Annotated in this window: 25 protein-coding genes and 1 riboswitch; of the genes, 12 read left to right on the forward strand and 13 right to left on the reverse strand. The window is 73.5% G+C overall.

Annotated elements, in window-relative coordinates; all coding sequences use genetic code 11:
• Positions 1-7: 7 nt before the first annotated feature.
• Positions 8-1,771: a DUF2207 domain-containing protein gene (locus G5C62_RS00890; RefSeq protein ID WP_164699655.1), complete on the reverse strand. Its 1,764-nt coding sequence runs from the start codon at positions 1,769-1,771 to the stop codon at positions 8-10.
• 174 nt (positions 1,772-1,945) lie between these two features.
• On the opposite strand from G5C62_RS00890, the gene G5C62_RS00895 reads away from it, so the two are divergent.
• Positions 1,946-2,815 carry an NAD(P)H-binding protein gene (locus G5C62_RS00895; RefSeq protein WP_164699654.1) on the forward strand — a complete coding sequence of 290 codons (870 nt, stop codon included), beginning with the start codon at positions 1,946-1,948 and terminating at the stop codon, positions 2,813-2,815.
• A gap of 52 nt (positions 2,816-2,867) precedes the next feature.
• Positions 2,868-4,334, forward strand: a complete 1,467-nt coding sequence (locus G5C62_RS00900; RefSeq protein WP_164699653.1) for a YdiU family protein — start codon at positions 2,868-2,870, stop codon at positions 4,332-4,334.
• 62 nt (positions 4,335-4,396) lie between these two features.
• On the opposite strand, the gene G5C62_RS00905 is transcribed toward G5C62_RS00900, so the two are convergent.
• The 8 genes from G5C62_RS00905 to G5C62_RS00940 form a co-directional block, all read right to left on the reverse strand.
• Entirely contained in the window at positions 4,397-5,224 is an 828-nt protein-coding gene (locus G5C62_RS00905) for an alpha/beta hydrolase (RefSeq protein ID WP_241175635.1), read from the reverse strand.
• Positions 5,225-5,457: 233 nt separating this feature from the next.
• On the reverse strand, positions 5,458-5,952 hold the full coding sequence (locus G5C62_RS00910; RefSeq protein ID WP_164699652.1) for a hypothetical protein: 495 nt from the start codon (positions 5,950-5,952) through the stop codon (positions 5,458-5,460).
• Between the two features lie 107 nt (positions 5,953-6,059).
• Positions 6,060-6,965 (reverse strand): hypothetical protein, encoded by a 906-nt coding sequence (locus G5C62_RS00915; RefSeq protein WP_241175634.1) that lies wholly within the window; start codon positions 6,963-6,965, stop codon positions 6,060-6,062.
• Between the two features lie 21 nt (positions 6,966-6,986).
• A riboswitch (cyclic di-AMP (ydaO/yuaA leader) is annotated at positions 6,987-7,138 on the reverse strand.
• 157 nt (positions 7,139-7,295) lie between these two features.
• Entirely contained in the window at positions 7,296-8,270 is a 975-nt protein-coding gene (locus G5C62_RS00920; protein ID WP_164699651.1) for a zinc-binding alcohol dehydrogenase family protein, read from the reverse strand.
• 4 nt (positions 8,271-8,274) lie between these two features.
• On the reverse strand, positions 8,275-8,634 hold the full coding sequence (locus G5C62_RS00925) for a hypothetical protein (protein ID WP_164699650.1): 360 nt from the start codon (positions 8,632-8,634) through the stop codon (positions 8,275-8,277).
• Entirely contained in the window at positions 8,631-9,512 is an 882-nt protein-coding gene (locus tag G5C62_RS00930; RefSeq protein ID WP_164699649.1) for an extradiol ring-cleavage dioxygenase, read from the reverse strand. The genes G5C62_RS00925 and G5C62_RS00930 overlap by 4 nt, the downstream gene beginning before the upstream one ends.
• Positions 9,505-10,329, reverse strand: coding sequence for a citryl-CoA lyase (locus G5C62_RS00935; RefSeq protein WP_164699648.1), 825 nt, complete (start codon positions 10,327-10,329; stop codon positions 9,505-9,507). Before G5C62_RS00935 ends, G5C62_RS00930 begins: the two co-directional genes overlap by 8 nt.
• Complete coding sequence (locus tag G5C62_RS00940) at positions 10,326-11,513, reverse strand: CaiB/BaiF CoA-transferase family protein (RefSeq protein WP_164699647.1); 1,188 nt, start codon at positions 11,511-11,513, stop codon at positions 10,326-10,328. Before G5C62_RS00940 ends, G5C62_RS00935 begins: the two co-directional genes overlap by 4 nt.
• A gap of 220 nt (positions 11,514-11,733) precedes the next feature.
• On the opposite strand from G5C62_RS00940, the gene G5C62_RS00945 reads away from it, so the two are divergent.
• Positions 11,734-13,407, forward strand: coding sequence for an amidohydrolase family protein (locus G5C62_RS00945; protein WP_241175633.1), 1,674 nt, complete (start codon positions 11,734-11,736; stop codon positions 13,405-13,407).
• On the forward strand, positions 13,308-14,138 hold the full coding sequence (locus G5C62_RS00950; RefSeq protein WP_164699646.1) for an IclR family transcriptional regulator C-terminal domain-containing protein: 831 nt from the start codon (positions 13,308-13,310) through the stop codon (positions 14,136-14,138). The genes G5C62_RS00945 and G5C62_RS00950 overlap by 100 nt, the downstream gene beginning before the upstream one ends.
• A gap of 24 nt (positions 14,139-14,162) precedes the next feature.
• Here G5C62_RS00950 and paaZ read toward each other — a convergent pair whose 3' ends face one another.
• The 3 genes from paaZ to paaK are packed head-to-tail and all read right to left on the reverse strand — an operon-like array spanning position 14,163 to position 18,201.
• The gene (paaZ, locus tag G5C62_RS00955) at positions 14,163-16,220 is read right to left on the reverse strand and encodes a phenylacetic acid degradation bifunctional protein PaaZ (RefSeq protein WP_164699645.1); all 2,058 of its coding nucleotides are present in this window, start codon (positions 16,218-16,220) and stop codon (positions 14,163-14,165) included.
• Complete coding sequence (locus G5C62_RS00960; RefSeq protein ID WP_036336881.1) at positions 16,217-16,843, reverse strand: TetR/AcrR family transcriptional regulator; 627 nt, start codon at positions 16,841-16,843, stop codon at positions 16,217-16,219. The genes paaZ and G5C62_RS00960 overlap by 4 nt, the downstream gene beginning before the upstream one ends.
• On the reverse strand, positions 16,840-18,201 hold the full coding sequence (gene paaK, locus G5C62_RS00965; protein WP_164699644.1) for a phenylacetate--CoA ligase PaaK: 1,362 nt from the start codon (positions 18,199-18,201) through the stop codon (positions 16,840-16,842). Before paaK ends, G5C62_RS00960 begins: the two co-directional genes overlap by 4 nt.
• A gap of 221 nt (positions 18,202-18,422) precedes the next feature.
• On the opposite strand from paaK, the gene paaA reads away from it, so the two are divergent.
• The 5 genes from paaA to paaE all read left to right on the forward strand — a co-directional run bounded on the left by paaA (position 18,423) and on the right by paaE (position 22,422).
• Positions 18,423-19,388 carry a 1,2-phenylacetyl-CoA epoxidase subunit PaaA gene (paaA, locus tag G5C62_RS00970; protein WP_164699643.1) on the forward strand — a complete coding sequence of 322 codons (966 nt, stop codon included), beginning with the start codon at positions 18,423-18,425 and terminating at the stop codon, positions 19,386-19,388.
• Complete coding sequence (paaB, locus tag G5C62_RS00975; RefSeq protein WP_346774109.1) at positions 19,388-19,780, forward strand: 1,2-phenylacetyl-CoA epoxidase subunit PaaB; 393 nt, start codon at positions 19,388-19,390, stop codon at positions 19,778-19,780. Before paaA ends, paaB begins: the two co-directional genes overlap by 1 nt.
• A gap of 121 nt (positions 19,781-19,901) precedes the next feature.
• A complete protein-coding gene (gene paaC / locus G5C62_RS00980) occupies positions 19,902-20,813 on the forward strand; it encodes a 1,2-phenylacetyl-CoA epoxidase subunit PaaC (protein ID WP_164699642.1) in 912 nt (303 codons plus the stop codon).
• Positions 20,810-21,346 carry a 1,2-phenylacetyl-CoA epoxidase subunit PaaD gene (gene paaD / locus G5C62_RS00985; protein WP_164699641.1) on the forward strand — a complete coding sequence of 179 codons (537 nt, stop codon included), beginning with the start codon at positions 20,810-20,812 and terminating at the stop codon, positions 21,344-21,346. The genes paaC and paaD overlap by 4 nt, the downstream gene beginning before the upstream one ends.
• A complete protein-coding gene (gene paaE, locus G5C62_RS00990) occupies positions 21,346-22,422 on the forward strand; it encodes a 1,2-phenylacetyl-CoA epoxidase subunit PaaE (protein WP_164699640.1) in 1,077 nt (358 codons plus the stop codon). The genes paaD and paaE overlap by 1 nt, the downstream gene beginning before the upstream one ends.
• Positions 22,423-22,471: 49 nt before the next feature.
• On the opposite strand, the gene G5C62_RS00995 is transcribed toward paaE, so the two are convergent.
• Positions 22,472-23,743: an aldose epimerase family protein gene (locus tag G5C62_RS00995; RefSeq protein WP_164699639.1), complete on the reverse strand. Its 1,272-nt coding sequence runs from the start codon at positions 23,741-23,743 to the stop codon at positions 22,472-22,474.
• Positions 23,744-24,095: 352 nt separating this feature from the next.
• Here G5C62_RS00995 and G5C62_RS01000 point away from each other — a divergent pair, with 352 nt between their 5' ends.
• Genes G5C62_RS01000 through G5C62_RS01010 form a run of 3 tightly spaced genes read left to right on the forward strand, consistent with a single transcriptional unit; the run spans position 24,096 to position 25,777 of the window.
• On the forward strand, positions 24,096-24,260 hold the full coding sequence (locus G5C62_RS01000; protein WP_164699638.1) for a hypothetical protein: 165 nt from the start codon (positions 24,096-24,098) through the stop codon (positions 24,258-24,260).
• Between the two features lie 45 nt (positions 24,261-24,305).
• Positions 24,306-24,458, forward strand: a complete 153-nt coding sequence (locus tag G5C62_RS01005; RefSeq protein WP_164699637.1) for a hypothetical protein — start codon at positions 24,306-24,308, stop codon at positions 24,456-24,458.
• A 47-nt stretch (positions 24,459-24,505) separates the two neighbouring features.
• Positions 24,506-25,777, forward strand: a complete 1,272-nt coding sequence (locus tag G5C62_RS01010) for a D-arabinono-1,4-lactone oxidase (RefSeq protein ID WP_164699636.1) — start codon at positions 24,506-24,508, stop codon at positions 25,775-25,777.
• Positions 25,778-26,259: the final 482 nt, after the last annotated feature.

Consider the following 26,259-nt stretch of genomic DNA (forward strand, 5'->3'; position numbering starts at 1 on the left):
CGCCGCCTCACCAGCTGCCGCCGCCCCCTCCCCCGGCCGCGCCGCCCACGTAGGTCGAGCCGGTCCCGCTGCCGGCGCTCGCCGGCGGGGAGAGCGCCGGGTTGTCCGGGGCCGAGAACGCCAGCAGCGCCGGCCACACGCCGACGTGTCCGGCACCGTGCGCGGGCACGTACCAGGACGGGGTGGCACCGGGGCGGGCCGCCTGCACCGCGGTGGTCCACTCCTCCGCCACCCCGAGGGCCACCGCGTGCGGCAGGTACCGGACCCGGAGGTCGGTGCGCGCCGCACCGGCGAGGTCGGCCAGCTGGTCCGCGTCGGCGGACCACGGCCCGTCGGAGGTGGCGAGCTGGTCGCGGAACGCGGCCGCCCGCTCGTGCACCTGGGCGCCCTCCGGGGTGCGCTGGGGCATCCGCCCGGCCAGCCCCAGCAGGACCAGCCCGGCGAGGACGACGCCGGTGCCGGCCAGCGCCCACGTGCTGGTGACGGCCAGGACGACGGTCAGGACGACGCCGGCCACGAGCACCCCGGCACCGAGGGCGTACCAGCGACGCCGGACCGCGGCGGGGTCGGCGCGGAACCAGCCCAGCTCCACCACGTCCCGGTACACCGCCGCGCAGGCCCGGGCCGCGATGGCCGGGAACCGTGACTGCAGGTCCGACAGGAGGACGACCTCGCCGTCGGCGAAGACGTCGTCAAGGAGCAGCTGCTCGTAGAGGCGCAGCCCCCGCTGGTCGGCCGGCGTGCGGACCAGCCGCCAGTCCGGGGGGACGTCGGCGTCCGGCTCGTCGTCGGCAGGATCGACGGCGACCTCCTCGATCCGCAGCTGGCCGCGGACGGCCAGGTCCAGCAGGGTGGCGAGGACCTCGTGCCGCTGGGCGCGGCCGTCGAGCACGGTGCCCAGCTGGGCCGGCCGGGCGTCGTGTGGCGGGGTGAGCTGCGGGGCCCGCGGCCCGGATCCGGCCGGGCGGCTCCGCCGGGCCCGCAGCAGCGGCGGGACGACGAGGAGCAGCAGCCCTCCGACGGCCAGCCCCGCGGTCGCCGGGGTGAGGCGGAAGGCCTGCGCCGGGCTGAACGTCTCCTCGAGCACCGGCTCCGCGCCGGCGAAGGTGCCCGCCGGGTAGGTGGCGCTCACCGTCACGCCCTCCCCCGGGTCGAGCCCGCCGGCCTCCGCGCGCACCGCACCGACGGCCTCGACGTCCATGGGGCAGGCGGTCAGGGCGTCGTCCGTGCCGACCACGCAGTCCCCCGAGACCGGCGCCGCGCCCGCCGGGCCGGTCAGCCGGACGTCCACCTGCTCGATCGGCACCTCCCAGCCGGTCCCGACCGCGTTCCAGGCCACCCGGTCGCCGTCGTCCCCCGGGTCGGCGACCCCCTCGACCCGGTAGCGGAGCACGTAGGTGTGCTCGCCGGTGACCTCGGTGTCCTCGTCCCCCACCCGGACGGTCAGGACGCCGTCCTCGCTGGTGACCTCGGTGTCCGCGGGCGCACCCGTGGGGCTCTCCACGACGACGTCGCTGATCGGGTAGAGCCGGTCGCGGGTCTGCTCGAAGGGCGCCCGCTCGGGGATCAGCCGCTCGATGCCGTGCCGCTCGGAGTCAGCGAAGTCGTAGGCGATCGTCTCCTCGACCTCAAGTGAGCCGTCGGCGTCGGCCACCAGGTCGACCTCGTAGGAGCGGATGGCCTCGGCCTGGCCGTCGTCCGTGCACCCCGCCAGCAGCAGGGCCGGGAAGACCAGCCCGGCCACCGCCGCCCGCCGTCCGTCCGCACTCATGTCGCACCGTCCTCGTCTCGACCGCCGTGCCCAGGTGAGGGCGTGCGGAGTCTCCCCGACGCCCGAGGTGTCCGGGCACGAGGCGCGGCCGCGCGCTCGCCGGAGAACTGTCGGCACCCCGTGCTGGCATGGCCGGGTACGCCACAGCACACACCCATCCACCGGAGGCTGTCGATGAGGATCGTGGTCACCACCCCGACCGGGCACGTGGGCTCCCGCGTGGTCCGGCTGCTCCTGCAGGCCGGGCTGCGGCCCACCCTGCTGCTGCGCTCCCCGGAGAAGCTGGACCCGCAGACGCGGGAACGGGTCGACCTCGTGGTCGGTGACCAGGGCGACCTGGACACGGTGCTGCGGGCGACCGAGGGCGCGGACGCCCTCTACTGGGTCGACCCGCCGACGCTGGACGACGACCCGGTCGCCACGTCCACCCGGATGGGCGCGGTCGCCGCCCGCGCGGTGCGGGAGAACCAGGTGTCCCGGGTCGTGTTCCAGAGCAGCGTCGGCGCCGAGAAGCGCCACGGCGTCGGGCAGATCGACGGGCTCGCGCGCACCGAGGAGCAGCTGGAGGAGACCGGCGCCGCGGTGCTCCACCTGCGCTGCGGGTACTTCTTCACCAACCTGCTGTCCGACCTCGACGGGCTGCGGGACGGCGTGCTGCGCACCACCATGCCGACCGACCGGCCGATGCCCTGGGTCGACCCGCGGGACATCGGGGAGGTGGCGGTGGCCAACCTGCTGTCCCCGGGCTGGTCCGGCCGGCGGGTGCTCGCCGTGCACGGGCCGGAGGACCTCACCTTCGAAGCAGTGGCCGGGATCGTGGCCGCCGCCACCGGCCGGGCGGTCCGCGCCGAGCAGATCGGTGACGACGACCTGCGCGCCGGCCTCCGGGCGGCGGGGCTGTCCGAGGCCCAGGTCGAGGGGTTCGTCGGGATGTCCCGCGGCCTGCGGGAGGACTTCGTCCCCGCCGACCCGCGCTCGGTGCTCACCACGACGCCCACCACGCTGCGCTCCTGGGCCGTCGAGCACCTCGCGCCGCAGCTCTGAGCCGGCGCTGCGGCGACTGGCCGCTCCCGGGATCCGACGTAGCCTCGGTGGGGTGAGTCTCGCACCGGCACCGATCCTCAGCCTGGACCACCGCTTCGCCCGGGAGCTGCCCGAGCTGGCCGTCGCCTGGCAGGCCGACGACGCCCCCGATCCCCGACTGCTCCTGCTCAACGAGCCGTTGGCCGCCCAGCTCGGGCTCGACCCCGCCACGCTGCGGACCGCCGAGGGGCTGCGCCTGCTGGTCGGCACTGCCGTCCCGGCCGGGGCCACCCCCGTCGCCCAGGGCTACGCCGGGCACCAGTTCGGTGGCTTCGTGCCGCGGCTGGGCGACGGCCGGGCGCTGCTGCTCGGTGAGCTGACCGACGTGGAGGGCCAGCTGCGCGACCTGCACCTCAAGGGCTCCGGGCGCACCCCGTTCGCCCGCGGCGGCGACGGGCTGGCCGCGGTCGGTCCGATGCTGCGCGAGTACGTGATCAGCGAGGCGATGCACGCCCTCGGCATTCCCACCACGCGCTCCCTGGCCGTGGTCGCGACCGGGCGCTCGGTGCGCCGGGAGACGCTGCTGCCCGGCGCCGTCCTGGCCCGGGTGGCGAGCAGCCACCTGCGGGTGGGCAGCTTCCAGTACGCCCGGGTCAGCGGGGACGCCGAGCTGCTGCGCCGGCTGGCCGACCACGCGATCAGCCGGCACCACCCGGACGCCGCCCAGGCCGAGAACCCCTACCTGGCGCTCTTCGCCGCGGTGGTCACCGCCCAGGCCGAGCTGGTGGCCCGGTGGATGCAGGTCGGGTTCGTGCACGGGGTGATGAACACCGACAACGTGACCATCTCGGGCGAGACGATCGACTACGGGCCGTGCGCCTTCCTGGAGGCCCACGACCCGGCCACGGTGTACAGCTCGATCGACCACGGCGGGCGCTACGCCTACGGCAACCAGCCGATCGTGGCCGAGTGGGACCTCGCCCGGCTCGCCGAGGCGATGCTGCCGCTGCTCGCCGAGGAGCAGGAGCCCGCGATCGAGCTCGCGGTGGCGGCGCTGGGTGAGTTCCGGCCGCAGTACGACGCGGCCTGGTCGGCCGGCATGCGCGCCAAGCTCGGCCTGCCGGAAGGGCTGGACGACGCGGTGGCCGCGCCGCTGGTCGAGGAGTTCCTGACGCTGCTGCAGGCCGGCCACGTCGACCACACATCCGGGTTCCGGCTGCTCGGCGCCGCCGCCCGCGGCGACGTCGACCCGGTCCGCAACCTCTTCCTCGACCTGGCCTCGTTCGACGCGTGGTCGGAGCGCTGGCGCGCACTGGCCCCGGACGCCGACGCCATGGACCGGGTGAACCCGCTCTACATCCCGCGCAACCACCTCGTCGAGGAGGCGCTCACCGCGGCGACCGGCGGCGACCTGGCCCCGCTGGGCCCCCTGCTCGACGCCGTGACCCACCCGTACACCGAGCGCCCGGGCCTGGAGCGGTACGCCACCCCCGCCCCCGCCGACTTCGGCGCCACCTACCAGACCTTCTGCGGCACCTGACCCGCCCTCGACCACCAAAATGGCCATTTTGGTGGCAGGCGGGCGTCAGCCCGGGGGACGGGTCAGGGGTCGGTGGTCAGGCGGGCCAGTTCGACGACGGCGGCGACCAGCTGGTCGCCGTCCAGCAGGACGGCGTCGTTGTGGTCGGCGCCGGGCACCTCGATCGTGCGGTGCAGCTGCCCGGCGGCAGCGGCCACCGCTCTGCTCTGCTCCGGCGGCACGATCGAGTCGGCGGTGCCCAGGACGACGGTGGTGGGGACCTCGACCCGGGCGACCTGCTCGGCCACCGGGTAGCGGTCGCGCAGCAGCAACCGGACCGGCAGGAACGGGTAGTGCTCGCTGCCGACGGCGGCCAGGTCGACGAACGGCGAGCGCAGCACGAGCCCGGCCGGCGGGTGCGCGACGGCCAGCTCGGTGACGACGCCGGCGCCCAGGCTCTCCCCGTAGTACAGCAGCCGCTCGGCCGGGACCCCGCCGTCGGCCAGCAGCCAGTCGCGCGCCGCACGGACGTCGAGGGCCAACCCGGCCTCGGTCGGGCTGCCCGGGTTGCCGCCGTACCCGCGGTAGTCGAACAGCAGCACCGCCAGCCCGGCTGACGACAGTGCCCGGGCCAGCGGCGCCCGGACCCCGCGGTGGCCGCCGTTGCCGTTGGCCGCCAGCACGGCCGGTGCGTCGGCCGTCGGCCCGGGCACGAACCACGCGCCGAGGGTCAGCCCGTCGGCGGTGGTCAGCTCGACGTCCCGGCCACCGGGGACGACCTCGGCTGCGGCCGGCACCGGGCCGTCGTCGGGCAGGTACACCAGGCGGCGCTGGAACGTCCACAGCAGACCGACCACCACGATCAGCACCATCGCGCCCACGAGGGCGGCCCGAAGTACCGCCCGCAGCACACCCACATCGTGGCGCTGCGGTGCCGGACCCGCCAGCCCCGGCGCCCGCAACCGGCCGTGTTCCCGAGCCCCAGGACCCCTGACGCCAGCCCTGCCGATACAGACCGGGCAGTGGTGCCGGAGTGTCCCTGAGCGGCCCATCTAGGGACACGCGTCGAAGCGCGCGAAGGAGCGGGGACTCACCCCAGCCGGTACCTGGAGGGGTATTACGCCTCTTCGCACGGAATGGGTCGTTAGCTCCGCGCCGCGCGCCGATGCTTGCGCCCGCGACGGGCCATCACCTGTTCGGTGATGGGGTCGACGGTTGTGGCCAGGGCGTCGGTGATCGCCCAGATGGTCTGGATCCGGGGGCTCTGCAGGGCGTCGTGCCGACTCATGGGACGCCCGAGGATTGCCGGGACGTCTTCCCCGTCAGGAAACGACAAGGTGACGAACGCATCCACGGCGAGGACCCCTTGGGGCCGCGGCCTCCAGATGCAGGAGAACGTCTCGTGGTCGCTGAAGTCTGCATCGTCGCCCCAGGAGCCGAGGATGACGTCCAAGGCGACTTCGTGCTCCGGGTGTCCGTGGCAGACGGCGTAGTACGTGGCCACAGTCGGGCCGTCGTTGGGCTCATGCACGTAGCCGGTGACCCGGGCGAAGTGACTGTCGCAGTCCGCGCAGTACTGCGTCTCGACTGTGTAGTCCTGCGTGTCTAGAGGTTGCTGACGACGTCGCAGAAGGGGCACTGCCACACGCTACGTCCCCGTGGCGTACCGCCCGAGGAAGCGCGACCAGCCTGGCAAGCAAGTCCCCCCTGAAGCCGCCCTCTGGGCGGCCGTTGCCGACCGAGTTCCTAGCGGTAGTTGACGTGCGGGTGGTCGAAGTGGTTGGCCGTCACGCTGCCCCGGTCCTCCATCTGCTTCCAGGAGCCACCGGGCGAGGAGAGCATCCGCTGCTCCCAGATGATGTAGTCGACGCCGAGCTCGGCCCAGTTGGCCACGTGGTAGGCGACGATCGCGTCGCCGAGGGCGGCGTCGGACATGACCATGTAGTCCACCGCCAGCCCCGACGGGTGACCGTGCGGGTCGGCGGCGCTGGGCCGGGTGCCGCCCAGGGTGATCGAGCCGGCGCCGGGCACGTTGCTGACCACGGCGTTCGCGGCAGCTTGCGCCTGCGGCTTGATCGGTCCGGCGCTGTTGGTGATCTTCGCGATCGCGGACACCGCCGTGCCGGCCGTCGAGGCGGCCCCGGCTGCGGGCTTGGCGGCGGCACCGGCCCGCGCCGGTGCGGCGGGCTTCGCGGCAGCCGCCTTCGCCTCCGCCTCCGCAGCAGCCGCTGCCTCCGCGGCGATGCGAGCGGCCTCCGCCTCTGCGGCGGCCGCTGCCTCGGCGGCGACGCGGGCAGCCTCGGCCTCGGCGGCCTGCTGGTCGAGCACGGCCTGGTCGGCCGCCGCCTGCGCCTGCTGGGCGGCGGTCTGCTCCGCCTCCCGGGTGGCCCGGCTGGCGGCCAACTCCTCGAGCGGCCGCAGGTCCTCGGTCCCGTCGACGGCGCCGGACTGGGCGGCCAGCCCCAGCTGCTCGGCGACGCTCACCGGCTGGGAGGCCACGGGGTCGGCCTGGGCCGCTGGGCCCACGCCGACGACGACGTTGACCAGGACGGCTCCGGCCGCCGCGATGCCCAGGTAGAGCCCGGGGCGGCGCATGCCGGCCGGCGGACGGCGTCGGCCGGTGGCGGCAGAGGTGGTGGTGCGGGCGCGCATGGGCAGGAGTGCTCCGAACAGGTGTCTTCCGATGGCCGCCTACCAGGTCAGCTGACGGGTTCGGGCGGGAAGCAGCCCTACCCGGCCCGGACGGTCGTCCGGGCGCGGGATTCACCCCAGTGGTGCGGTGGGTCCCCGGCTCGCCCCGGAGGGCGACTCGGCGGCGTCCGGTCGGGCTCCCCGGGTGGGGACGTGGCGACCGACTGGACCCGGCCAACGTAACGGCGTTATGTAGTCGTGACAATCCGTTGCCCGCATTTCATCGGGTGACGGTGGTCGCGTCACTCTCCGGACACACGCGTCCCATCCGTCACCACCGGCGGTGCTCGGTCAGCGCACCGACAGCTCGACGACGGACCGGCTCCCGCCCCCGGCCGCGGTGGCCGCCCAGGCCTCCTCGACCCGCGCCAGCGGGAGGACGGCGTGCTCCACCCGGAGCTGCCCGGCCGCGGCGTGCCGCAGCACCGCGGTCAGCGCGGCGGCCCGCTGCTCGCCGGTGAGCGCGTTGTTGGTGTAGCCGAGCACGTCGATGCTCCGGCTGCGCAGCACGGCGGAGGAGAACTCGGCGGCGTCCCCGGCCGCGCCACCCAGGTTGACCAGCCGCCCACCGGGCGCCAGCACCGAGCACGCGGCCGCGGCCACGGCGCCGAACACCGGGTCGACGACGAGGTCGACGTCCGAGCCGACCGTCTGCCGGATCCGCGCAGCCAGGTCGCCGCCGTCCCCGGTGAGGACGACGTCCTCGGCGCCGGCCCGGCGGGCACGGTCGGCGGCGGACGGCGAGCGGCAGACCCCGACCACCCGCCCGGCCCCCAGCGCGCGGGCGGCGCCGAGCGCGGCCTGACCGACCGCACCTCCGGCACCGAGCACCAGCACCCGCTCCCCCGGCTGCAACCGGCCGCGCCAGGTCAGCGCCATCCAGCCGGCGACCGCCGACAGGCCCAGCGCGGCCACGACCGGGTCGGGCAGGTCCCCGGCGAGCGGGACGACGTCGGCGTCCGGCACGGCGCAGAGCTCGCCCAGGCTGCCGTCGCCCGGGCTCATCCCCGCCGAGGTGGCGAACCAGACCCGGGTGCCGGGCGTCAGCACCGCCGACGACACCACGACCCCCACCCCCTGCACACCTGGTACGTAGGGCACGGCCGGACGGCCGAAGTACGACGTCCCGGAGGCGCAGAGGAGGTCCAGCGGCACGACCGGGGCGGCGGTCACCCGGACCAGGGTCCGGCCCTCGCCGGGCACCGGGTCCGGGTGGTCCACCAGGGCGGGCGGCTCGCCCGGCCGGGTCAGGACGGCGGCGCGCACCGGCTCAGGTCGCGATGTCGGGATAGGGCATGGAGATGTGCTCCATCGCCTTCCCGTAGGCACGCTGGTACTCCATCGGCCCGTGGTCGCGCTCGAACAGCGCGATGAACAGGGTGAGCGTCAGGAACGGGTGCGCGCCCATCTGGAACAGCGCGACGTGGTCGTGCTCGGCCAGCGCTCGCCGCTCCTCGTCGGTGAAGGCCAGCCAGGTGGTCTTCTCCGCGGGGATGCAGTTGAGGATGGTGTTGGCCATCTCGGCCTCCCACCAGGTGACCGTGCCGGCCGGGTCCTCCCGGTAGCGCTCGGTCAGCTCGGGGTCGCGGTCGACGGTGAACAGGAACTTGTCCAGCAGGTACTTGCTCATGCCGACACACCGCCCGTGCTCGGGACCCCGTTGGGGTACCAGGTGAAGTACGCCTCCATGGTGTGGAACAGGTCCAGGGTGTCGACGTGGTCGGCCTTTGCGCCCTCGCCGGCCACGCCCATCATCAGCATGAAGTCCATGAACCCGTGGGTGGCGTTGCCCGGGTGGTGCAGGGACTCCAGGGAGACCTCGGCCAGGCAGCCCTCGATGTCCCCGCTGGCGATCCACTCGACGGCCTTGCGGTCGAACTCCGGGTCCGGCCCGTGCTCGCCGAACTGGCGCGGCCCGCCCAGCTCCAGGGACAGGTGCCCGGTGCCGATCACCGCCACCCGCTTGTCGCTCTCCCAGGACTCGACCATCTCCCGGATCGCCCGGCCCAGCTGGACGAAGCGCTTCGGCTGCGGCAGCGGCGGGGCGAAGATGTTGGTGTAGATCGGCACGATCGGCAGGTCGGCCTGCGGGCGCAGCGTGATGATCGGGCAGGTGATGCTGTGGTCGATCCGCAGCTCGTTGCTGAAGGCCAGGTCGAAGTCCCGGTCCAGCCCGTCCCGCAGCAGGTGCGCCGCCAGGTCCTCCTCGCCGCGCAGCGTCATCTTCGGCAGCCCGAACTCGCGCTCCTCGTTGTGGAAGTTGGCGTCGAAGAACGGCGCCTTGCCCACCAGGAACTGCGGCATGTTGTCCAGCCACAGCTGGTGGAAGTGGTCACTGCCGACCATCACCAGGACGTCGGGCTCCGCACGGGTGAGCGTCTCGCGGAACGCCTCGATCTTCGCCACCCACTCGTCGGCGAACGGCGGCCGGTCCGCGCCGGTGGCGGTGCTGGCCCGGTAGTAGAAGGGGTGGTGGGTGGACGCGATCACCGCGGCCAGTTCAGCCATGACTGTCTCCGTTGAGGTCAGGGAGGTACGGGTCGGGGGCGACGGACCGGTTGTTGAGGTCCACGGACAGGAACACGTCGTTGGCGACCGGATGCCGCAGCTCTTCGGCGAGCTGCCCGATCAGCCCGGCCGTGCGGGCGAGCAGCGCGAAGCCGCGGAGCAGCTGCAGCGGCAGGCCCAGGTCGGCCAGCGCCGCACCGCACACCCCGGCCCCGTTGAGCGGCAGGGTCTTGCCGAGCACCTGGGGGTGGACCCGGCCGATCGCGGCGAACAGCGACAGGTGCGGGCCGAACAGCCCCTCCTCGGTCGCGATCTCGAACAGCCGGGGGGTGCGCGGGTCGCCGTCCTTGTGCACGTGGTGGCCGAGCCCGGGGACGAAGCGCCGCGCCGCCCGCTGGGCGGTCACCGTCTCGAGGGCCAGGGCGTCCCAACCCGCGTCGTCGGTCGGCAGCGCACCGTCCACGCCCTTCAGCACGTCGTCCAGGAAGCGGCCGGAGTCCTCGGTGACGCCGAGGAACCGGGAGCCACCGCCGAGCAGGCCGGCGGCGAGCGCCCCCTGCACCGAGTCCGGTGCCGACAGGTAGGTGAGCCGGGTGACGATGGCGGTCGGGGTGAAGCCGTGGTCGGCGAGCGCGGCCAGCACCGCCTCGAAGACCCGGGTCTCCCCCGGTGTGGGCCGCCGCTGGGTGGCCAGCCAGAAGGCCAGCTCGCCGAAGCCGACGGTGCCCATGACGTCGCGGGCCAGGTCGGTGCCCAGCAGCGTGATCGACTCGCGGCTGGAGGCACCCAGCGCGGTCGGGTACTCGGGGGTGGTCACGCGTCCTCCTCGGTGGCCAGCCACCGTCGCAGCTCGGCGCCGTGCTCGTCCAGGGCCGGCGGTGGCAGCCGGTAGTCGGCCGGCGTCTCGGAGAAGGTGATCGGGTGGCGGACCGACGGCACTGCCGCCTCACCCTCCCCCACGGTCACCACCGGGTCCAGGCCGATCGACTCGGCGAAGGCCACCCCCTGGTCGACGGTGTTGATCGGCCCGCAGGGCACGCCCGCGGCGATGATGTCGTCGAACCAGTCCCGCTTGGACCGGGTGCTCAGCCGCTCGACCAGCAGCGGGCGCAGCTCGTCCCGGTTGGCCGTGCGGTCCTCGTTGCGGGCGAACCGCGGGTCGTCGGCGAGCTCGGGCACGCCGAGCACCTCGACCAACCGGCGGAACTGGCCGTTGTTGCCGGCGGTGATGATCAGGTCGCCGTCGGCGCACGGGAGCGGCTCGTAGGGGAACAGGCTCGGGTGGCTGTTGCCCATCCGGAACGGGACGACGTCACCGGCGACGACGGCGCTGGCGTGGTTGACCAGCCCGGACAGCGCGGAGGACAGCAGGTTGACCTCGACGTGCTGGCCGCGGCCGGTCTCGTGCCGGACGTTCAGCGCGGAGAGCACGCCGATGGTGGCGTGCAGGCCGGCCATCACGTCGAAGACGGAGATGCCGGCCCGGAACGGCTCGCCCTCGGGGTCGCCGGTGAGGCTCATCAGGCCGGAGATCGCCTGCACGATCAGGTCGTACCCGGGCAGCGGCGCACCGGCCGGCCCGCTGCCGAAGCCGGTGATCGAGGCGTAGACGACGCGGGGGTTGGTCGCACTGACGCTGGCGTAGTCCAGGCCGAAGCGGCCGAGCCCGCCGGTCTTGAAGTTCTCGATCACGATGTCGGCGCGCCGGGCCAGCTCCTGGGCCGCGGCGGCGTCGGCGGGGTCCTTGAGGTCCAGGGCGATGGAGCGCTTGTTCCGGTTCACGCCCAGGTAGTAGGTCGACACCCCCTCGCGCACCGGCGGCGCCCAGCTGCGGGTGTCGTCGCCGCTGGGGCTCTCCACCTTGACCACCTCGGCGCCCATGTCGGCCAGCAGCATGGTGGCGTAGGGCCCGGCCAGGACCCGGGAGAAGTCGGCCACCAAGAGGCCGGACAGCGGCCCCCGACCCGGCGCGGAACCGGGCGGCAGTGGGTGTTCGGTCATCGGGTGTGGCCCCTCGAGCGGTGTTTCGCCGTCAAGCGGACGGGCGTCCGGAGTGCCGCCGAGTCTCACCACCGCACTGTTCCACTGTCAACCGGAACGTCTGACTCGATCCTCCGCCTTGACATGTGGTCGCGATCACCACGACAGTGGGGCCGTCGCCAGGCTGACCGTTCTGCGGACATTCGTCCGCGACAGTCCGGTGACGGCCTGGAGGTAGACGATGTCCCAGCCCGACACCGACGTCGCGGGGCAGGCGACCGACCGCCCGGTCGTGCTGCGCAACGGCACCGTGCTGACCATGGACGACGCACACACCGTGCTGCCCGACGCCGACGTCCTCGTCGTGGACGGGAAGCTCGCCGCCGTCGGCCAGCAGCTCGACGTCCCGGCCGGGACCCTGGAGATCGACGCGCAGGGCGGCGTCGTGATGCCCGGCATGATCGACACCCACCGGCACATGTGGCAGACCGCGATGCGCGGCTACGGCGCCGACTGGACGCTCACCCAGTACTTCGTCTGGTACTACCTCGAGCACGGCAAGGCCTTCCGTCCCGAGGACGTTCACGCCGGCAACCTGCTGTCTGCCTGGGACGCCGTCGAGGCCGGGGTCACCACCACCGTCGACTGGTCGCACGGGCTGCAGACCGTCGACCACGCCGAGGCCGCCGCCGACGCCCTGCTCGCGGTGCCCGGCCGGTTCCTGCTGGCCTACGGCAACATCCAGGCCGGCCCGTGGGAGTGGGCCACCGACCCGGCCGTGCAGGCGTTCCTCAAGCGTCGCCAGGACGAGGGCAAGCTCGGCCTGCAGCTGGCCTTCGACGTCACCGGTGACCCGGCGTTCCCGGAGAAGCCCGCCTTCGAGGTGGCGCGCGAGCTCGGCCTGCCGGTCACCACGCACGCCGGCGTCTGGGGGGCCACCGGGGACGAGGGCATCCGGCTGATGCACGACAACGGCTTCATGACCCCCGAGACGGTCTACGTGCACGCCGCCACGCTGACCACCGACTCCTACCACCGGATCGCCGCGACCGGCGGCTCGATCTCGGTGTCCACGGAGTCCGAGCAGAGCGCCGGGCAGGGCTACCCGCCCACCTGGCAGGTGCGCCGGCACGGCATCCCGGTCTCGCTGTCGATGGACACCAGCGTGTGGTGGAGCAGCGACCTGTTCTCCGCGATGCGCAGCACGCTGGGCGCCGACCGCTCCCGCGAGCACCTGGAGGCGCACGCCCAGGGGCAGACGGTCACCCAGGTGCACCTGCGGGCCGAGCAGGTCGTCGACTGGGCCACCCGCGGCGGCGCGCTGGCGCTGGGCCGGGACGACCTGGGCAGCCTGGAGCCGGGCAAGCAGGGCGACGTCGTGCTGATCAAGAACGACCGGTCGCCGGTCTCCTTCCCGCTGCTGAACCCCTACGGGCACGTGGCCTTCCAGGCCCAGCGCGGCGACGTGCACACGGTGCTCGTCGGCGGCCGGGTGGTGAAGCACGAGCACCAGCTGGTCGGTGCCGACCTGGCCGCGGTGCGGCGGACCGTCGACGCGACGGTCGAGCACCTGCAGTCGACCCTCGGCCCGGAGGCGTGGGCGGCCGGCATGAACCCGGACCTGCCGGACGACGACGTCCTGGACAACCCGTACACCTACACCGAGTACAAGTCCACTCCACCCACGGAGCCCGGGGCAACGTGTTCGGCGAGCCCTCGCTGGACCAGCACAGCTCGCACTGAGCACCCGTCGCACCGCGCCGGCCCGGCGCGGTGCGACGCACCAGCAGCAACGGGACGGGGAGGTGGCGCGCGGTGGCAGGACGGGGCACGGGGCCGGACTTCGTGGAGGCGCTCGCGCGCGGGCTGGACGTGCTGGCCTGCTTCGACGCCGACCACCCGGTCATGTCACTGAGCGACGTCGCGACCGCCGCCGGGCTGGCCCGGCCGACCGCGCGACGGCTGCTGCTCACCCTGGAGGAGCTCGGGTTCGTCCGCTCCTCCGCCGGCGCCTTCCGGCTCACCCCGAAGGTGCTCACCCTCGGCATGGCCTACGTCGGGGCGCTGGGGCTGTGGGACATCGCCCGCCCGCACCTGGAGGCGCTGGTCGCGCAGACCGGTGAGTCCTCCTCGATGGCCCAGCTCGACGGCTCGGACATCGTCTACGTCGCCCGGGTCGCCGTCCCGAAGCTGATCACCCTGCGGGTGGAGATCGGGACGCGCTTCCCCGCCGTGCAGACCTCGCAGGGCAAGGTGCTGCTCGCCGGCCTCTCCCCCGCCGAGCTGGAGGCCACCCTGGCCGAGCCGAGCCGGGCCGGGCTGCCGACCTACATCGGCCGCTCGGCCGACCAGCTGCAGACCGAGCTGACCGAGGTCCGCGCCCGTGGCTGGGCACTGGCCGACGAGGAACTGGCCCCCGGCGTCCGCTCGGTCGCGGTGCCGGTCCGGGACGGCGCCGGCGCCGTGCGCGCCGCGATGAACGTGACGGTGCACGCCGCGGAGACCTCGACCGACCGGCTGCTCACCGAGCACCTCCCCCGACTGTTGCGCACCGCCGGCGACATCAGCGCCGAGTGGGCGCTGTGGCAGACCCGGCCGCACGTCGAGGTCACCCGCCGGCCGGACGGCTCGACCGCCGCCGGCTGACCCCGACGCGCCGCCGGGCGCCGCTCAGCTCGGGTCGGCCGCCGGGGCCCAGGTCTTGGCCACCATGGTGAGCACGTCGTAGGTGGCGACCGGCTGTCCGTCGCCGTCCACCACGACCGCGTCCCAGCGCACCTCGCCGTGGTCGGCGCCGCCCCGCGGGGTGATCTGCTTGGCGGTGAGGGTGACCGTCAGCTCCGCGCCGGGCTTGACCGGCGTCAGGAACCGCAGGTTGTCCACCCCGTAGTTGGCCAGCACCGGCCCCGGGTCCGGGTCGACGAACAGCCCCGCGGCCCAGGAGACGATCAGGTAGCCGTGCGCGACCCGCCCGCCGAACAGCGGGTTGGCTGCGGCGGCCGCCTCGTCCATGTGGGCGTAGAAGGTGTCCCCGGTGAACTCGGCGAAGTGCTCGATGTCGGCCAGGGTGACCGCACGCGGCCCGGCGGTCACCGAGTCCCCGATCCGCAGCTCGGCCAGCGACTTGCGGAACGGGTGCACGCCGTCGTCGGTGCGGGCGGCGCCGGTCACCCACCGGCGGCCGATCGTGGTCAGCATGTCCGGCGAACCCTGCACGGCGGTGCGCTGCATGTGGTGCAGCACCCCGCGGATGCCGCCGAGCTCCTCGCCACCGCCGGCCCGCCCGGGGCCGCCGTGCACCAGCACCGGCAGCGGGGAGCCGTGGCCGGTGTTCTCCCCGGCGTCGTCCCGGTCGAGCACCAGCACCCGGCCGTGCGCGTGCGCGGCACCGAGCACGAACTCCCGGGCGACCGCCGGGTCGTGGGTCACGATCGAGCCCACCAGGCTGCCCTGCCCGCGCGCGGCGAGCTCGACCGCGTGCGCCACGCCGTCGTAGGGCAGCACCGTGCTCACCGGCCCGAACGCCTCCACGTCGTGCGGCTCGCCGGCGGAGAGGTCGTCGCAGCGCAGCAGCATCGGCGGCAGGAAGGCGCCCCGGTCCCGGTCGGCGCCGACGACGGAGAAGTCGTCCGGGTCCCCGGCGACCAGGTCGGCGACACCGCGCAGCGCCTTCACCGCCCGGAGCACCTCCTGCCGCTGGTCCAGGCTGGCCAGCGCGCCCATGGTCACGCCCTCGGCACCCGGGGCACCGACGACGACCTCGGCCAGCTTCGCCCGGGTCGCCTCCACCACGTCGTCGGCCAGCTCGCGCGGCACCAGCGCCCGGCGGATGGCGGTGCACTTCTGCCCGGCCTTCACCGTCATCTCGGTGACCAGCTGGTCGACGAACAGGCCGAACTCGGGGGTGTCCGGGGTGGCGTCGGGGCCGAGCACCGCGCAGTTCAGCGAGTCGGCCTCGGCGTTGAAGCGCACCGAGTTCGCCACCACCGCGGGGTGGCTGCGCAGCTTGCGGGCGGTGGACGCGGAGCCGGTGAAGAACACCAGGTCCTGCCCGGCGAGCCCGTCGAGGACGCCGGCGGCGCTGCCGGCCAGCAGCTGCACGCTGCCCTCGGGGAGCAGCCCGCTGTCGACGATCGAGCGGACGACGGCCTCGGTCAGGTAGGCGGTCTGGCTGCCCGGCTTCACCACCGTCGGCACGCCGGCGATGAAGGCGGGGGCGAACTTCTCCAGGAAGCCCCAGACCGGGAAGTTGAAGGCGTTGACCTGCACCGCCACCCCGCGCAGCGGCGTGTACAGGTGCTGGCCGAGGAAGGTGCCGCCCCGGCCCAGCGGCTCAGGAGCGCCGTCCAGCACGACCGTGTCGTCGGGCAGCTCCCGGCGCGCCTTGCTCGCGTAGGACAGCAGCGTGCCGAAGCCGCCGTCGACGTCCACCGCGGTGTCCCGGTCGGTGCACCCGGTGCGCCGGGAGAGCGCGTAGAACGCGTCCTTCTCCGCCATCAACCGCAGGCCCAGCTGCTTGAGCAGCGCCGCACGCTGGTGGAAGGTCAGCTCGCGCAGCGCCGGGCCGCCGACCGAGCGGGCATGGTCGAGCATCCCCGGCACGTCCAGCCCGGCGCTGGACACCCGGACGACGGTCTCGCCGGTGACGGCGTCGGCGATCGGCGCCCCCTCGTCGGGGGCGGTGTACCAGCGGCCGGCGACGTAGCTCGGCAACATCGGTGCGGTCATCGGAGTGCCTCCGGGGGGACGGGTGCGGCTGCGGTGCGCAGGCCGCTGAAGGTGGTCGTGACCAGCGCGTCGGCCAGCGCCTCGGCGTCCAGGCCGCGCCCGGGGCGGTACCACTCGGTGAGGGAGTTGACGGTGCCGAACAGCAGCCGGCTGGTGACCGCGGGGTCGACGTCGGGCCGCACGTCGCCCTCCTCCTCCGCCGCGCGGACCAGGTCGGTGACGATCCGGTCGAACTCGCGGCGCCGGCCCAGCGCCTCGGACTCGACCGCGGAGTTCCCGCGCACCCGCAGCAGCAACGTGACGAACGGCAGCTGGGCGGTCAGCACCCGCACAGACCCGCGGACGACGTGCTCCAGCCGGTCGATGGCCGGACCCGTGAGCGCTCCCGGCTCGTCCAGGACGGCGAACAGCGCGTTCAGCGCCCGGTCCAGGGCGAGCCGCAGCAGCTCCACCTTGCTGGGCACGTGGTGGTAGATCGCCGACTTGGTGACGCCGAGCCGGGCCGCCAGCTCGTCCATGCTGGTCGCCTCGTACCCGCGCTCGATGAAGACGGCCACCGCGGTGTCCAGCAGCGAGTCCAGCGAGTGCCCGGGCCGCCCCCGCCGCGCCGGCGCGACCGTCATGCCCCGCTCCGCTCACGTCGATCGGTCAGCCGCTGCAGCTTGCCCACCGAGCGGGCCAGCGTCTCCGGGTCGACGACCGACACCTCGACGGTGATCCCGATGGTGTCCTTCACCGCGGTGCCGACCTCACGGGCCGCGGCGTCGCGGCGGTCGGCCGGGCAGTCCGGCCGGGCCTCCACGTGCACGGTCAGGTGGTCCATCCGGCCGCGGCTGGTCAGCTCGAGGGAGAAGTGCGGCGACAGCCCCGGCGTCCGGAGCACCACCTCCTCGATCTGCGTCGGGAAGACGTTGACCCCGCGCAGGATGATCATGTCGTCGGTCCGGCCGGTCACCTTCTCCATCCGGCGCATGCCCGGCCGGGCGGTGCCCGGCAGCAGCCGGGTCAGGTCGCGGGTGCGGTAGCGGATGACCGGCATCGCCTGCTTGGTCAGCGAGGTGAACACCAGCTCGCCCTGCTCCCCCTCGGGCAGCACCTCGCCGGTGTCCGGGTCGATGACCTCCGGGTAGAAGTGGTCCTCCCAGATGTGCAGACCGTCCTTGGTCTCGACGCACTCCTGCGCGATGCCCGGGCCCATGACCTCCGACAGGCCGTAGATGTCGATCGCCTCGATGTCCAGGCGCTCCTCCATCTCCCGGCGCATCTCCTCGGTCCACGGCTCGGCGCCGAAGATGCCGATCTGCAGCGAGCAAGCACGCGGGTCGAGGCCCTGCTTCTCGAACTCGTCGATGATCGTGAGCAGGTAGGACGGCGTCACCATGATCACCCGCGGCTGGAAGTCCTGGATCAGCTGCACCTGGCGGGGCGTCATGCCACCGGAGACCGGGATGACCGTGCAGCCCAGCTTCTCCGCGCCGTAGTGCGCGCCCAGCCCGCCGGTGAACAGGCCGTAGCCGTAGGCGTTGTGCAGCTTGTCGCCCGGGCGGCCGCCTGCCGCGCGGATGGAACGGGCCATGACGGTGGCCCAGGTGTCGATGTCGTCCTCGGTGTAGCCGACGACGGTCGGCTGCCCGGTGGTGCCCGAGGAGGCGTGCACCCGGCGGACCTGCTCCTGCGGGACGGCGAACATCCCGAACGGGTAGTTCTCCCGCAGGTCGGCCTTGCTGGTGGTCGGGAACCGCGCCAGGTCGGCGAGCTCGCGGCAGTCGTCGGGGTGCACGCCGGCGGCGTCGAACGCCGTCCGGTAGTGCGGGACGTTCGCGTAGACGTGCCGCAGGGTCCACTGCAGGCGCTCCAGCTGCAGCGCGCGCAGCTCGTCGACGCCCATCCGCTCGGCCGGGTCGAGCTGCGCCGGGTCGGGCGCCGAACCCAGCCGGCGGGAGCTCTCGTCCGTGCCCGTGGTCCCGGTCGCTGTGGTCATGGGCTGTTCCTCCGCGGTCGCCGAGCGTCGTTGCCGGCCGGCCGGCCGGGCGCACGGGGCACCCAAATACCGTCCAGGTGGTCAGTAACCAACTCCTCACCGGGACGGCTGTCAACCCGCGCCGCACCGTCCGGTGGGGACGGCTTGTGCCGCACCGCGCCAGGGTGGACACTGAATACCGACCGCATGGTCAGTAATTGATCGCCCAACGAGGGGACGACATGTCTGCGCCGACGCTGGACCGCCCGACTCCGGACGAGGCCGTGCTGCAGGAGCAGTTCGACGCCACGATCGCGGCCGACCACCGCATCGAGCCGCGCGACTGGATGCCCGAGGGCTACCGCAAGGGCCTGATCCGGCAGATCGCCCAGCACGCCCACTCAGAGATCATCGGCATGCAGCCCGAGGGCGACTGGCTGCTCGCCGCCCCCAGCCTGCGGCGCAAGGCGATCCTGCTGGCCAAGGTGCAGGACGAGGCCGGCCACGGGCTGTACCTCTACTCGGCCGCCGAGACCCTCGGCGCCGATCGGGCCGACCTCACCGACAAGCTCATCGAGCGCAAGCAGAAGTACAGCTCGATCTTCAACTACCCCACGCTCACCTACGCCGACGTCGGCGTCATCGGCTGGCTCGTCGACGGCGCGGCGATCTGCAACCAGGTGCCGCTGTGCCGGTCGAGCTACGGCCCCTACGCCCGCGCGATGATCCGGGTCTGCAAGGAGGAGTCCTTCCACCAGCGGCAGGGCTACGAGCTGCTGATGACGATGATGCGCGGCACCGACGCCCAGCGCGCGATGGTGCAGGACGCCGTCGACCGCTGGTGGTGGCCCTCGCTGATGATGTTCGGCCCGCCGGACGACGACAGCCCCAACTCGGCCCAGTCGATGGCGTGGGGCGTCAAGCGGCACAGCAACGACGAGCTGCGCCAGCGCTTCGTCGACATGACCGTGCCCCAGGCCGAGGTGCTCGGCGTGACGCTGCCCGACCCCGAGCTCGCGCTGGACCCCGAGACCGGCCGGTACCGCTTCGGTGCCATCGACTGGTCGGAGTTCAAGCAGGTGCTGGCCGGCAACGGGCCGTGCAACGACGAGCGGATCGCCCGCCGCCGGGCCGCCCGCGACGACAACGCGTGGGTCACCGAGGCCGCCACCGCCTACGCCGACAAGCACGCGGCCGTGAGCGCCTGATGAGCGACGCGGCTGCCGGCGGGTCGATGGGCGACGTCACCGCCGAGGGTGGGCACGGCGCCGTCCCCACCGGGCCGGGCGTGCCGGTGGCCGACCAGCCGGCCGTGAGCAAGCGCGACTGGCCGCTGTACGAGGTGTTCGTCCGCGGCAAGCGCGGGCTGAACCACGTGCACGTCGGCTCGCTGCACGCCCCCGACGACGAGATGGCCGTGCACGCCGCCCGGGACCTCTACACCCGGCGCAACGAGGGCGTGAGCATCTGGGTCGTGCGGGCCAGCGACATCACCGCCTCCAGCCCCGACGAGAAGGACCCGCTGTTCGCCCCCAGCGGCGACAAGGTCTACCGGCACCCGACGTTCTACGAGATCCCGGAGAACGTCCCCCACATGTAAAGGACCCCCTCGCCCCCCACTCGCCTCGTTCCTCGGCGAGCGGGCCCCTGCGAGGGGGCCGCAAGACGGCGCATCCGTTCCGGATGCGGCGGGCTGGCCTCGACGGGAAGGGAGCACCTCGTTGGCGCACGAAGAGACCGTGTACGAGGCGTTGGACCATGCGCACGGAGGCGAGGGGCAGTGGGCGTTCGGCACCGGCTTCGACGAGCCGCTGGCCGGGGTCGACACCACCGTGCCCGAGGGCATCGACCCGGCTGACCTGGGCGCGTACTGCCTGATGCTCGGCGACGACGCGCTGGTGCTCTGCCAGCGGCTCACGCAGTGGGTGACCAACGCCCCGGAGCTCGAAGAAGAGGTCGCCCTCGCCAACTGCGGGCTGGACCTGCTCGGCCAGGCCCGGCTGCTGCTGGCCCGGGCGGGCTCGGTCGGCGTGCTCGGCCGCAGCCGCGAGCGGGCGACGGCGAGCATCCCGGACGAGGACGCCCTCGCCTACTTCCGCGACCCCGACGAGTTCCGCCACTCCGGGCTGGTCGAGGCTCCCAACGGCGACTTCGGGCAGACCGTCGTCCGCCTGCTGGCCGCCTCGGCCTGGCGGCTGGCGCTCCTCAACCGGCTGCGCGAGTCCCGCGACCCGGTGCTCGCCGCGATCGCCGCCAAGGGGGTGCCCGAGCTGACCTACCACCGCGACCACGCCGCCCGCTGGGTGCTCCGGCTCGGCGACGGGACGCCGGAGTCTCACCGCCGCACCCAGGCCGGGGTCGACGCCGTCTGGCCGCTGCTCGCCGACCTGTTCACCGCCACCGACGTCGAGACCCGGCTGACCGCCGCCGGGGTGGCCGTCGACCCGGCGGAGCTCACCGACGAGGTGCGCGACGTGCTCACCCTCGTGCTCGAGCGGGCGACCCTCACCGTGCCCGAGTGGCCCACCCCGCAGCCCAGCCGCGGCCGCGCCGGCGAACACAGCGCCGAGTTCACCGCGCTGCTCACCGAGCTGCAGTCCACCGCCCGCGAACACCCGGCCGCGACCTGGTGACCGGCCCCACCACCCACCAAAATGGCCATTTTGGTGGGACCGACACGGACGCGCGGGCGGTGGCGGAGACGGTCACCGACCCCGAGCTGCCGATGCTGACGCTGGCCGATCTCGGGGTGCTGCGGGACGTCCGGGACGAGGACGGCACGGTCGTCGTGGAGATCACCCCCACCTACTCGGGCTGCCCGGCGATGGGCGTCATGCGCGCCGACCTGGTGCACGCGCTGCACCGGGCCGGGTTCGCCGACGTCGACGTCCGGACGGTCCTCTCCCCCGCCTGGAGCACCGACTGGATCAGCCCGGCCGGCCGCCGCAAGCTGGCCGCCGGCGGCATCGCACCCCCCGGTGACGCGCCGGTGCGCCGGACCGGTCCGGTGCCGCTGCAGCTCGGCCCGTCCCGGCGGACGGCGACCTGCCCGCAGTGCGGGGCGGCCGACACCGAGGAGATCAGCGAGTTCAGCGGGACCGCGTGCAAGGCGATGCGCCGCTGCCGGGTCTGCCTGGAGCCCTTCGAGCACCTCAAGGAGATCTGATGACGGCCCCCGCCCGCCGGCGTCCGCAGTTCCACCCGCTGAAGGTCGCCCAGGTCGAGCGGCTCACCGACGACGCCGTGGCGGTCACCTTCGACGTCCCACCGGAGCTGGCCGAGGACTACTCGTTCCGCCCCGGCCAGGCGCTGACCCTGCGCCGGGTGGACGGCGACCGGGACGAGCGGCGCTCGTACTCCATCTGCTCGCCGGTCGGTGCCGCACCCCGGGTCGGGGTCCGCGAGGTGCCCGGCGGCTTCTTCTCCGCCTACCTGGTGAACGAGGTGCGGCCGGGCGACGAGATCGAGGTGCTGCCCCCGTCGGGCACGTTCACCGCCGACCTGTCGGTGTCCGGTGACCACGTGTTCGTCGTCGCCGGTTCCGGGGTCACGCCGGTGCTCTCGCTGGCCGCCACCGTGCTGCGGGACGGCGAGTCGACGGTGACCGTCTTCTACGGCAACCGGCGCACCAACACGGTGATGTTCGCCGACGAGCTCGCCGACCTGAAGGACCGCTACGGCACCCGGCTGCAGCTGGTGCACGTGCTCTCCCGCGAGCCGCGGGACGCCGAGCTGACCAGTGGCCGGCTGGACGGCGACCGGCTGCGCACCCTGGTCGACGCCTTCACCGACGCGCCGCAGGTCGACCACTGGTGGCTGTGCGGACCGCACGGCATGGTCACCCACGCCCGGGAGCTGCTCACCGAGCTGGGGGTGCCGGCCGAGCGGGTGCACCAGGAGCTGTTCTACGTCGACGACCTGCCGCCGGAGCCGGTCCGCGGCGACGACCAGACCGTCGAGGGCCCCAGCAGCTCGGTGACTATCGTGCTGGACGGCCGCACCACCACACTGACGCTGCCGCGCGGGGTGCCGGTGCTCGACTCGGCGCAGCAGGTGCGCGGCGACCTGCCGTTCGCCTGCAAGGGCGGGGTGTGCGGCACCTGCCGGGCCCGGGTGACGGACGGCGAGGTGGAGATGCGCCGCAACTACGCGCTGGACCCCGGCGAGGTGGATGCCGGGTACGTGCTGACCTGCCAGTCGCTGCCGCTGACCGACGAGGTCACGGTCGACTACGACGCCTGAGGCGCCCGGCTGCGGACGGGGAAGCCCGTCCGCAGCCGGCCGCACCACTTCAGTTGGAGAGCATGAACACCGTGGTGCTCTGGTACTCCTCGCCCGGCTGCAGCTCGGTGGAGGGGAAGTCGGGCTGGTTCGGGGAGTCCGGGAAGTGCTGGGTCTCCAGCGCCAGCCCGTCACCCTGCCGGTAGACACTGCCGCCGGTGCCGACGATCGTGCCGTCGAGGAAGTTGCCGGAGTAGAATTGCAGGCCCGGCTCGGTGGTGGCGATGGTGAGGGTCCGGCCGCTGTCCGGGTCGTGCAGCACGGCAGCCTTCTCCAGGGCGTCCTCGCTGTCCGAGCCCTCGCGCGCGCCGTCGTCCTCGCGGTCGAGCACCCAGTTGTGGTCGTAGCCCTGGCCGTACAGGATCTGCTGGTCTGCCACCCGGATCCGCTCCCCGATCGCGGTGGGCTCACGGAAGTCGAACGGCGTGCCCTCGACCGGCGCGATCTCCCCGGTGGGGATGAGCGTCTCGTCGACCGGGGTGTACGCGTCGGCGTCGATCTTCAGCTCGTGGTCGTAGATGGTGCCGGACCCCTCGCCGCCGAGGTTCCAGTAGGTGTGCTGGGTGAGGTTCACGACCGTCGGTGCGTCGGTGGTGGCCTCGTAGCGGACGGCCAGCCGGTTGTGCTCGTCCATGGCGTAGGTGACCGCGGTGGTGAGGGTGCCGGGGAAGCCCTGGTCGCCGGCCGGGCTGACCAGCTCCAGCCGCAGCGCCGCCACGCGCTCGTTGCCGACGGGGGTCGCCGTCCACACCCGGTCGTCGAACCCGTCAGGGCCGCCGTGCAGGGTGTTCGGGCCGTCGTTGAGCGGCAGCTGGTAGGTCTCCCCGGCCAGGTCGAAGGTGCCGCCGGCGATGCGGTTGCCGTAGCGGCCGATCAGCGAGCCGAAGTACGGGTCGGCGTCCGAGGCATAGCCGGCCACGTCCGGGAAGCCCAGGACGACGTTCTCCACGTCCCCGTCCTCGTCGGGCACCTCCAGGGTCTGGATGACACCGCCGTAGGTGAGCACCCGGACCGTCATGTCGCCGTTGCTCAGCGTCCAGCGCTCGACCGGGGTGCCGTCGGGCGCGGTGCCGAAGGGCTCGACGGTCGTGCTCGCGGAGCCGCGGTCGGAGCCGCCGCCGCGCCCGGGGTGGCCCTCACCCGCGGCGGCCGGTGCGGCCGCGCTGCCGACGAGGAGGCCGGTGCTGAGGGTGGCCACCAGGGGCCAGTGGCGCCGTCGGTGCCGGCGGCTCGGCGCGGCGGCCGACTGACGGGAGGAGGGCAGGGTGGCGCGTCCAGGCATGCGGGACTCCGGTGTCCGTGGTGGTCCACCGGCGTCATCGCGCGGTGGCGGGGGCCGTGCCCCGCAGCACCAGGAACGGCGAACGGGGTCGTGCCCTCGGTCAGTCCGGTGGAACGCGCCCGACCGTAGGGAGGTCAGCGGAATGGTGTCAATGGGACGTCTGGGGTTGCGCGTATGGCCCGGGACCACGGCTCGGAACCAGCTTCCACGTCTGGATCGCGCCCGGGCTGGGCATGGACGTGGTCGACCCGGGTGAGCCGTGCCCGGGGACCCGAGCCCCTCCGGCGGCCCGGCGTGGCCTCCGGTCCACGAGTGCGCCGCGGTGGGGCTCCCGTCCTGGGAGGAGAGACCCATGGCCGACACCCCCGACTCCGGTCACTCGGAAGAGCCCGGAATCCGCCAGCGGATCGCCAACGGCGGCTGGCAGCTCTACGCCCTGGAGTTCCTGGCCCTGCTGGTGGTCTTCGGCTGGATGTTCATCACGGTGTACTTCGGTGGTGGCGAGGGCCCCTGGTGATCCGGCCCAGCGGTTGGTCCTGGCGGGCCGGGGTAGGCACCCGCCGTGCGTGAGATGGACCCCAAGGACCCCAGCACCCTCTACGCGGAGGGGCCGGTCGCCGACGAGCCACCGGACGACGACGTCCCCGAGTCGTCCCCCGTCCGTGACTCCGGGGGCACCGGGCCGGGGCCGGACGACCTCGACCGGCTGCTCTGAGCGACGTCCCGCCCGACGCGGACGACGGACCTGCGGGACACTGGGGCGTGACCGAGGCACCCGTGGCACTGGCGACCACGAACTGGGCAGGCAACCACACCTATCGCGCGACGGAGCTGCGCCGGCCGGAGTCGCTGGCCGAGCTGCAGGAGACGATCACGAACGCCCGGCAGGTGCGGGTGCTGGGTTCACGGCACTCCTTCACCGCCATCGGCGACAGCGCCGAGCTGGTGTCGCTGGAGGCGATGACCTCCGACCGGGTCGACGTGAGCAGCGACCGGCGCACGGTCACCGTCGATGCGGGTCTGCGGTACGGCGAGCTGGCTGCCGCCCTGCACCGGGAGGGCCTGGCACTGCACAACCTGGCCTCGCTCCCGCACATCTCGATCGCCGGCGCGGTGGCCACTGCCACCCACGGATCCGGCGTCGGTAACGGCAACCTGGCGACGGCGGTCGCCGGCCTGGAGCTGGTGACCTCCAGCGGGGAGCTGGTCCGGTGCGCCCGCGGCGACGCCGACTTCGACGGCATGGTGGTCGGGCTCGGCGCCCTCGGGGCGGTCACCCGGATGACCCTCGACGTCGAGCCGGCCTTCGACGTGCAGCAGCGGGTGTTCGAGCAGCTGCCCTGGGACACGCTGTACGGCAACCTGGACGAGGTCCTGTCGGCCGGCTACAGCGTCAGCCTGTTCACGGGGCTGGGACCGAGCGTGGACATGATCTGGGTGAAGTCCCGCACCGACGTCGCCGGCTCCCCCGCCGGTGACCTGTTCGGCGCGGTCGAGGCCGCCACCGAGCGGCACCCGCTGCCCGGCATCGACCCGGCGCCCACCACCGCGCAGCTGGGCAGCCCCGGGCGCTGGTCGGACCGCCTGCCGCACTTCCGGATGGGCTTCACCCCGAGCAACGGCAACGAGATCCAGTCCGAGTACCTGCTGCCCCGCACCGCAGGGGTGGAGGCGCTGGAGGTGCTGCGCTCGTTGGCACACCGGATCCGGCCGCTGCTGCAGGTCTGTGAGATCCGCACGGTCGCCGCCGACGAGCTGTGGATGAGCACCGCGTACGGCCAGCCCACCCTCGGCCTGCACTTCACCTGGCTGCCCGCCCAGGCCGACGTCGAGGAGCTGCTGGTCGAGCTGGAGGCCCGGCTGCTGGCGCTAGGTGCGCGCCCGCACTGGGGCAAGCTCTTCCTCGCCGACGCGGCCACCCTCGCCCCCAGGTACCCGCGTCACGCCGACTTCCTGGCCCTGGTCGACCGGCTCGACCCGCGCGGCACCTTCCGCAACGACTGGCTCGAGCGCCACGTCCTCGACAACGTCTAACACCGCCGGCCGCCGGCCGCCGCTGCGATGCACGCAGCGGGCACGGCACCCTGAGCGGCCCACTCAGGGCCACACGGTCGGACGCTGCCGTCATCCGGCGGCATGGTGCATGGTGATCATGTGGACCAGCGGGAGCCCGGATGGGCAGTTCGTCATGCGCAGGATCCGATGCGTCCGCTGGCTTCACTCCTCGCCGTGCTCACCGGGCTTCTCCTCGCTGCGGCGAACGACTGGCAGTGGCCTGCGCTGCTCCTGATCGGGCTCGGACTCGCGTCGCTGGCCTGGACGTACTACGTCAGACACCGGTCGCCCCAGCCGAGCGGCGCGAGAACAGACGACAACGCCACGGACTAGGTGTACTGCCCGGACAGGTTGGTGCAGCGCTGCGATGAGCAGCTGATCTTGATGTGAGGAGGGACCTCCGGGTTGGGTGTGGGAGCCGCCAAGCACCCGCACCGACCCAGGAGGTCCCTCGTGGTCCA

Source organism: Modestobacter sp. KNN46-3 (assembly GCF_011039295.1).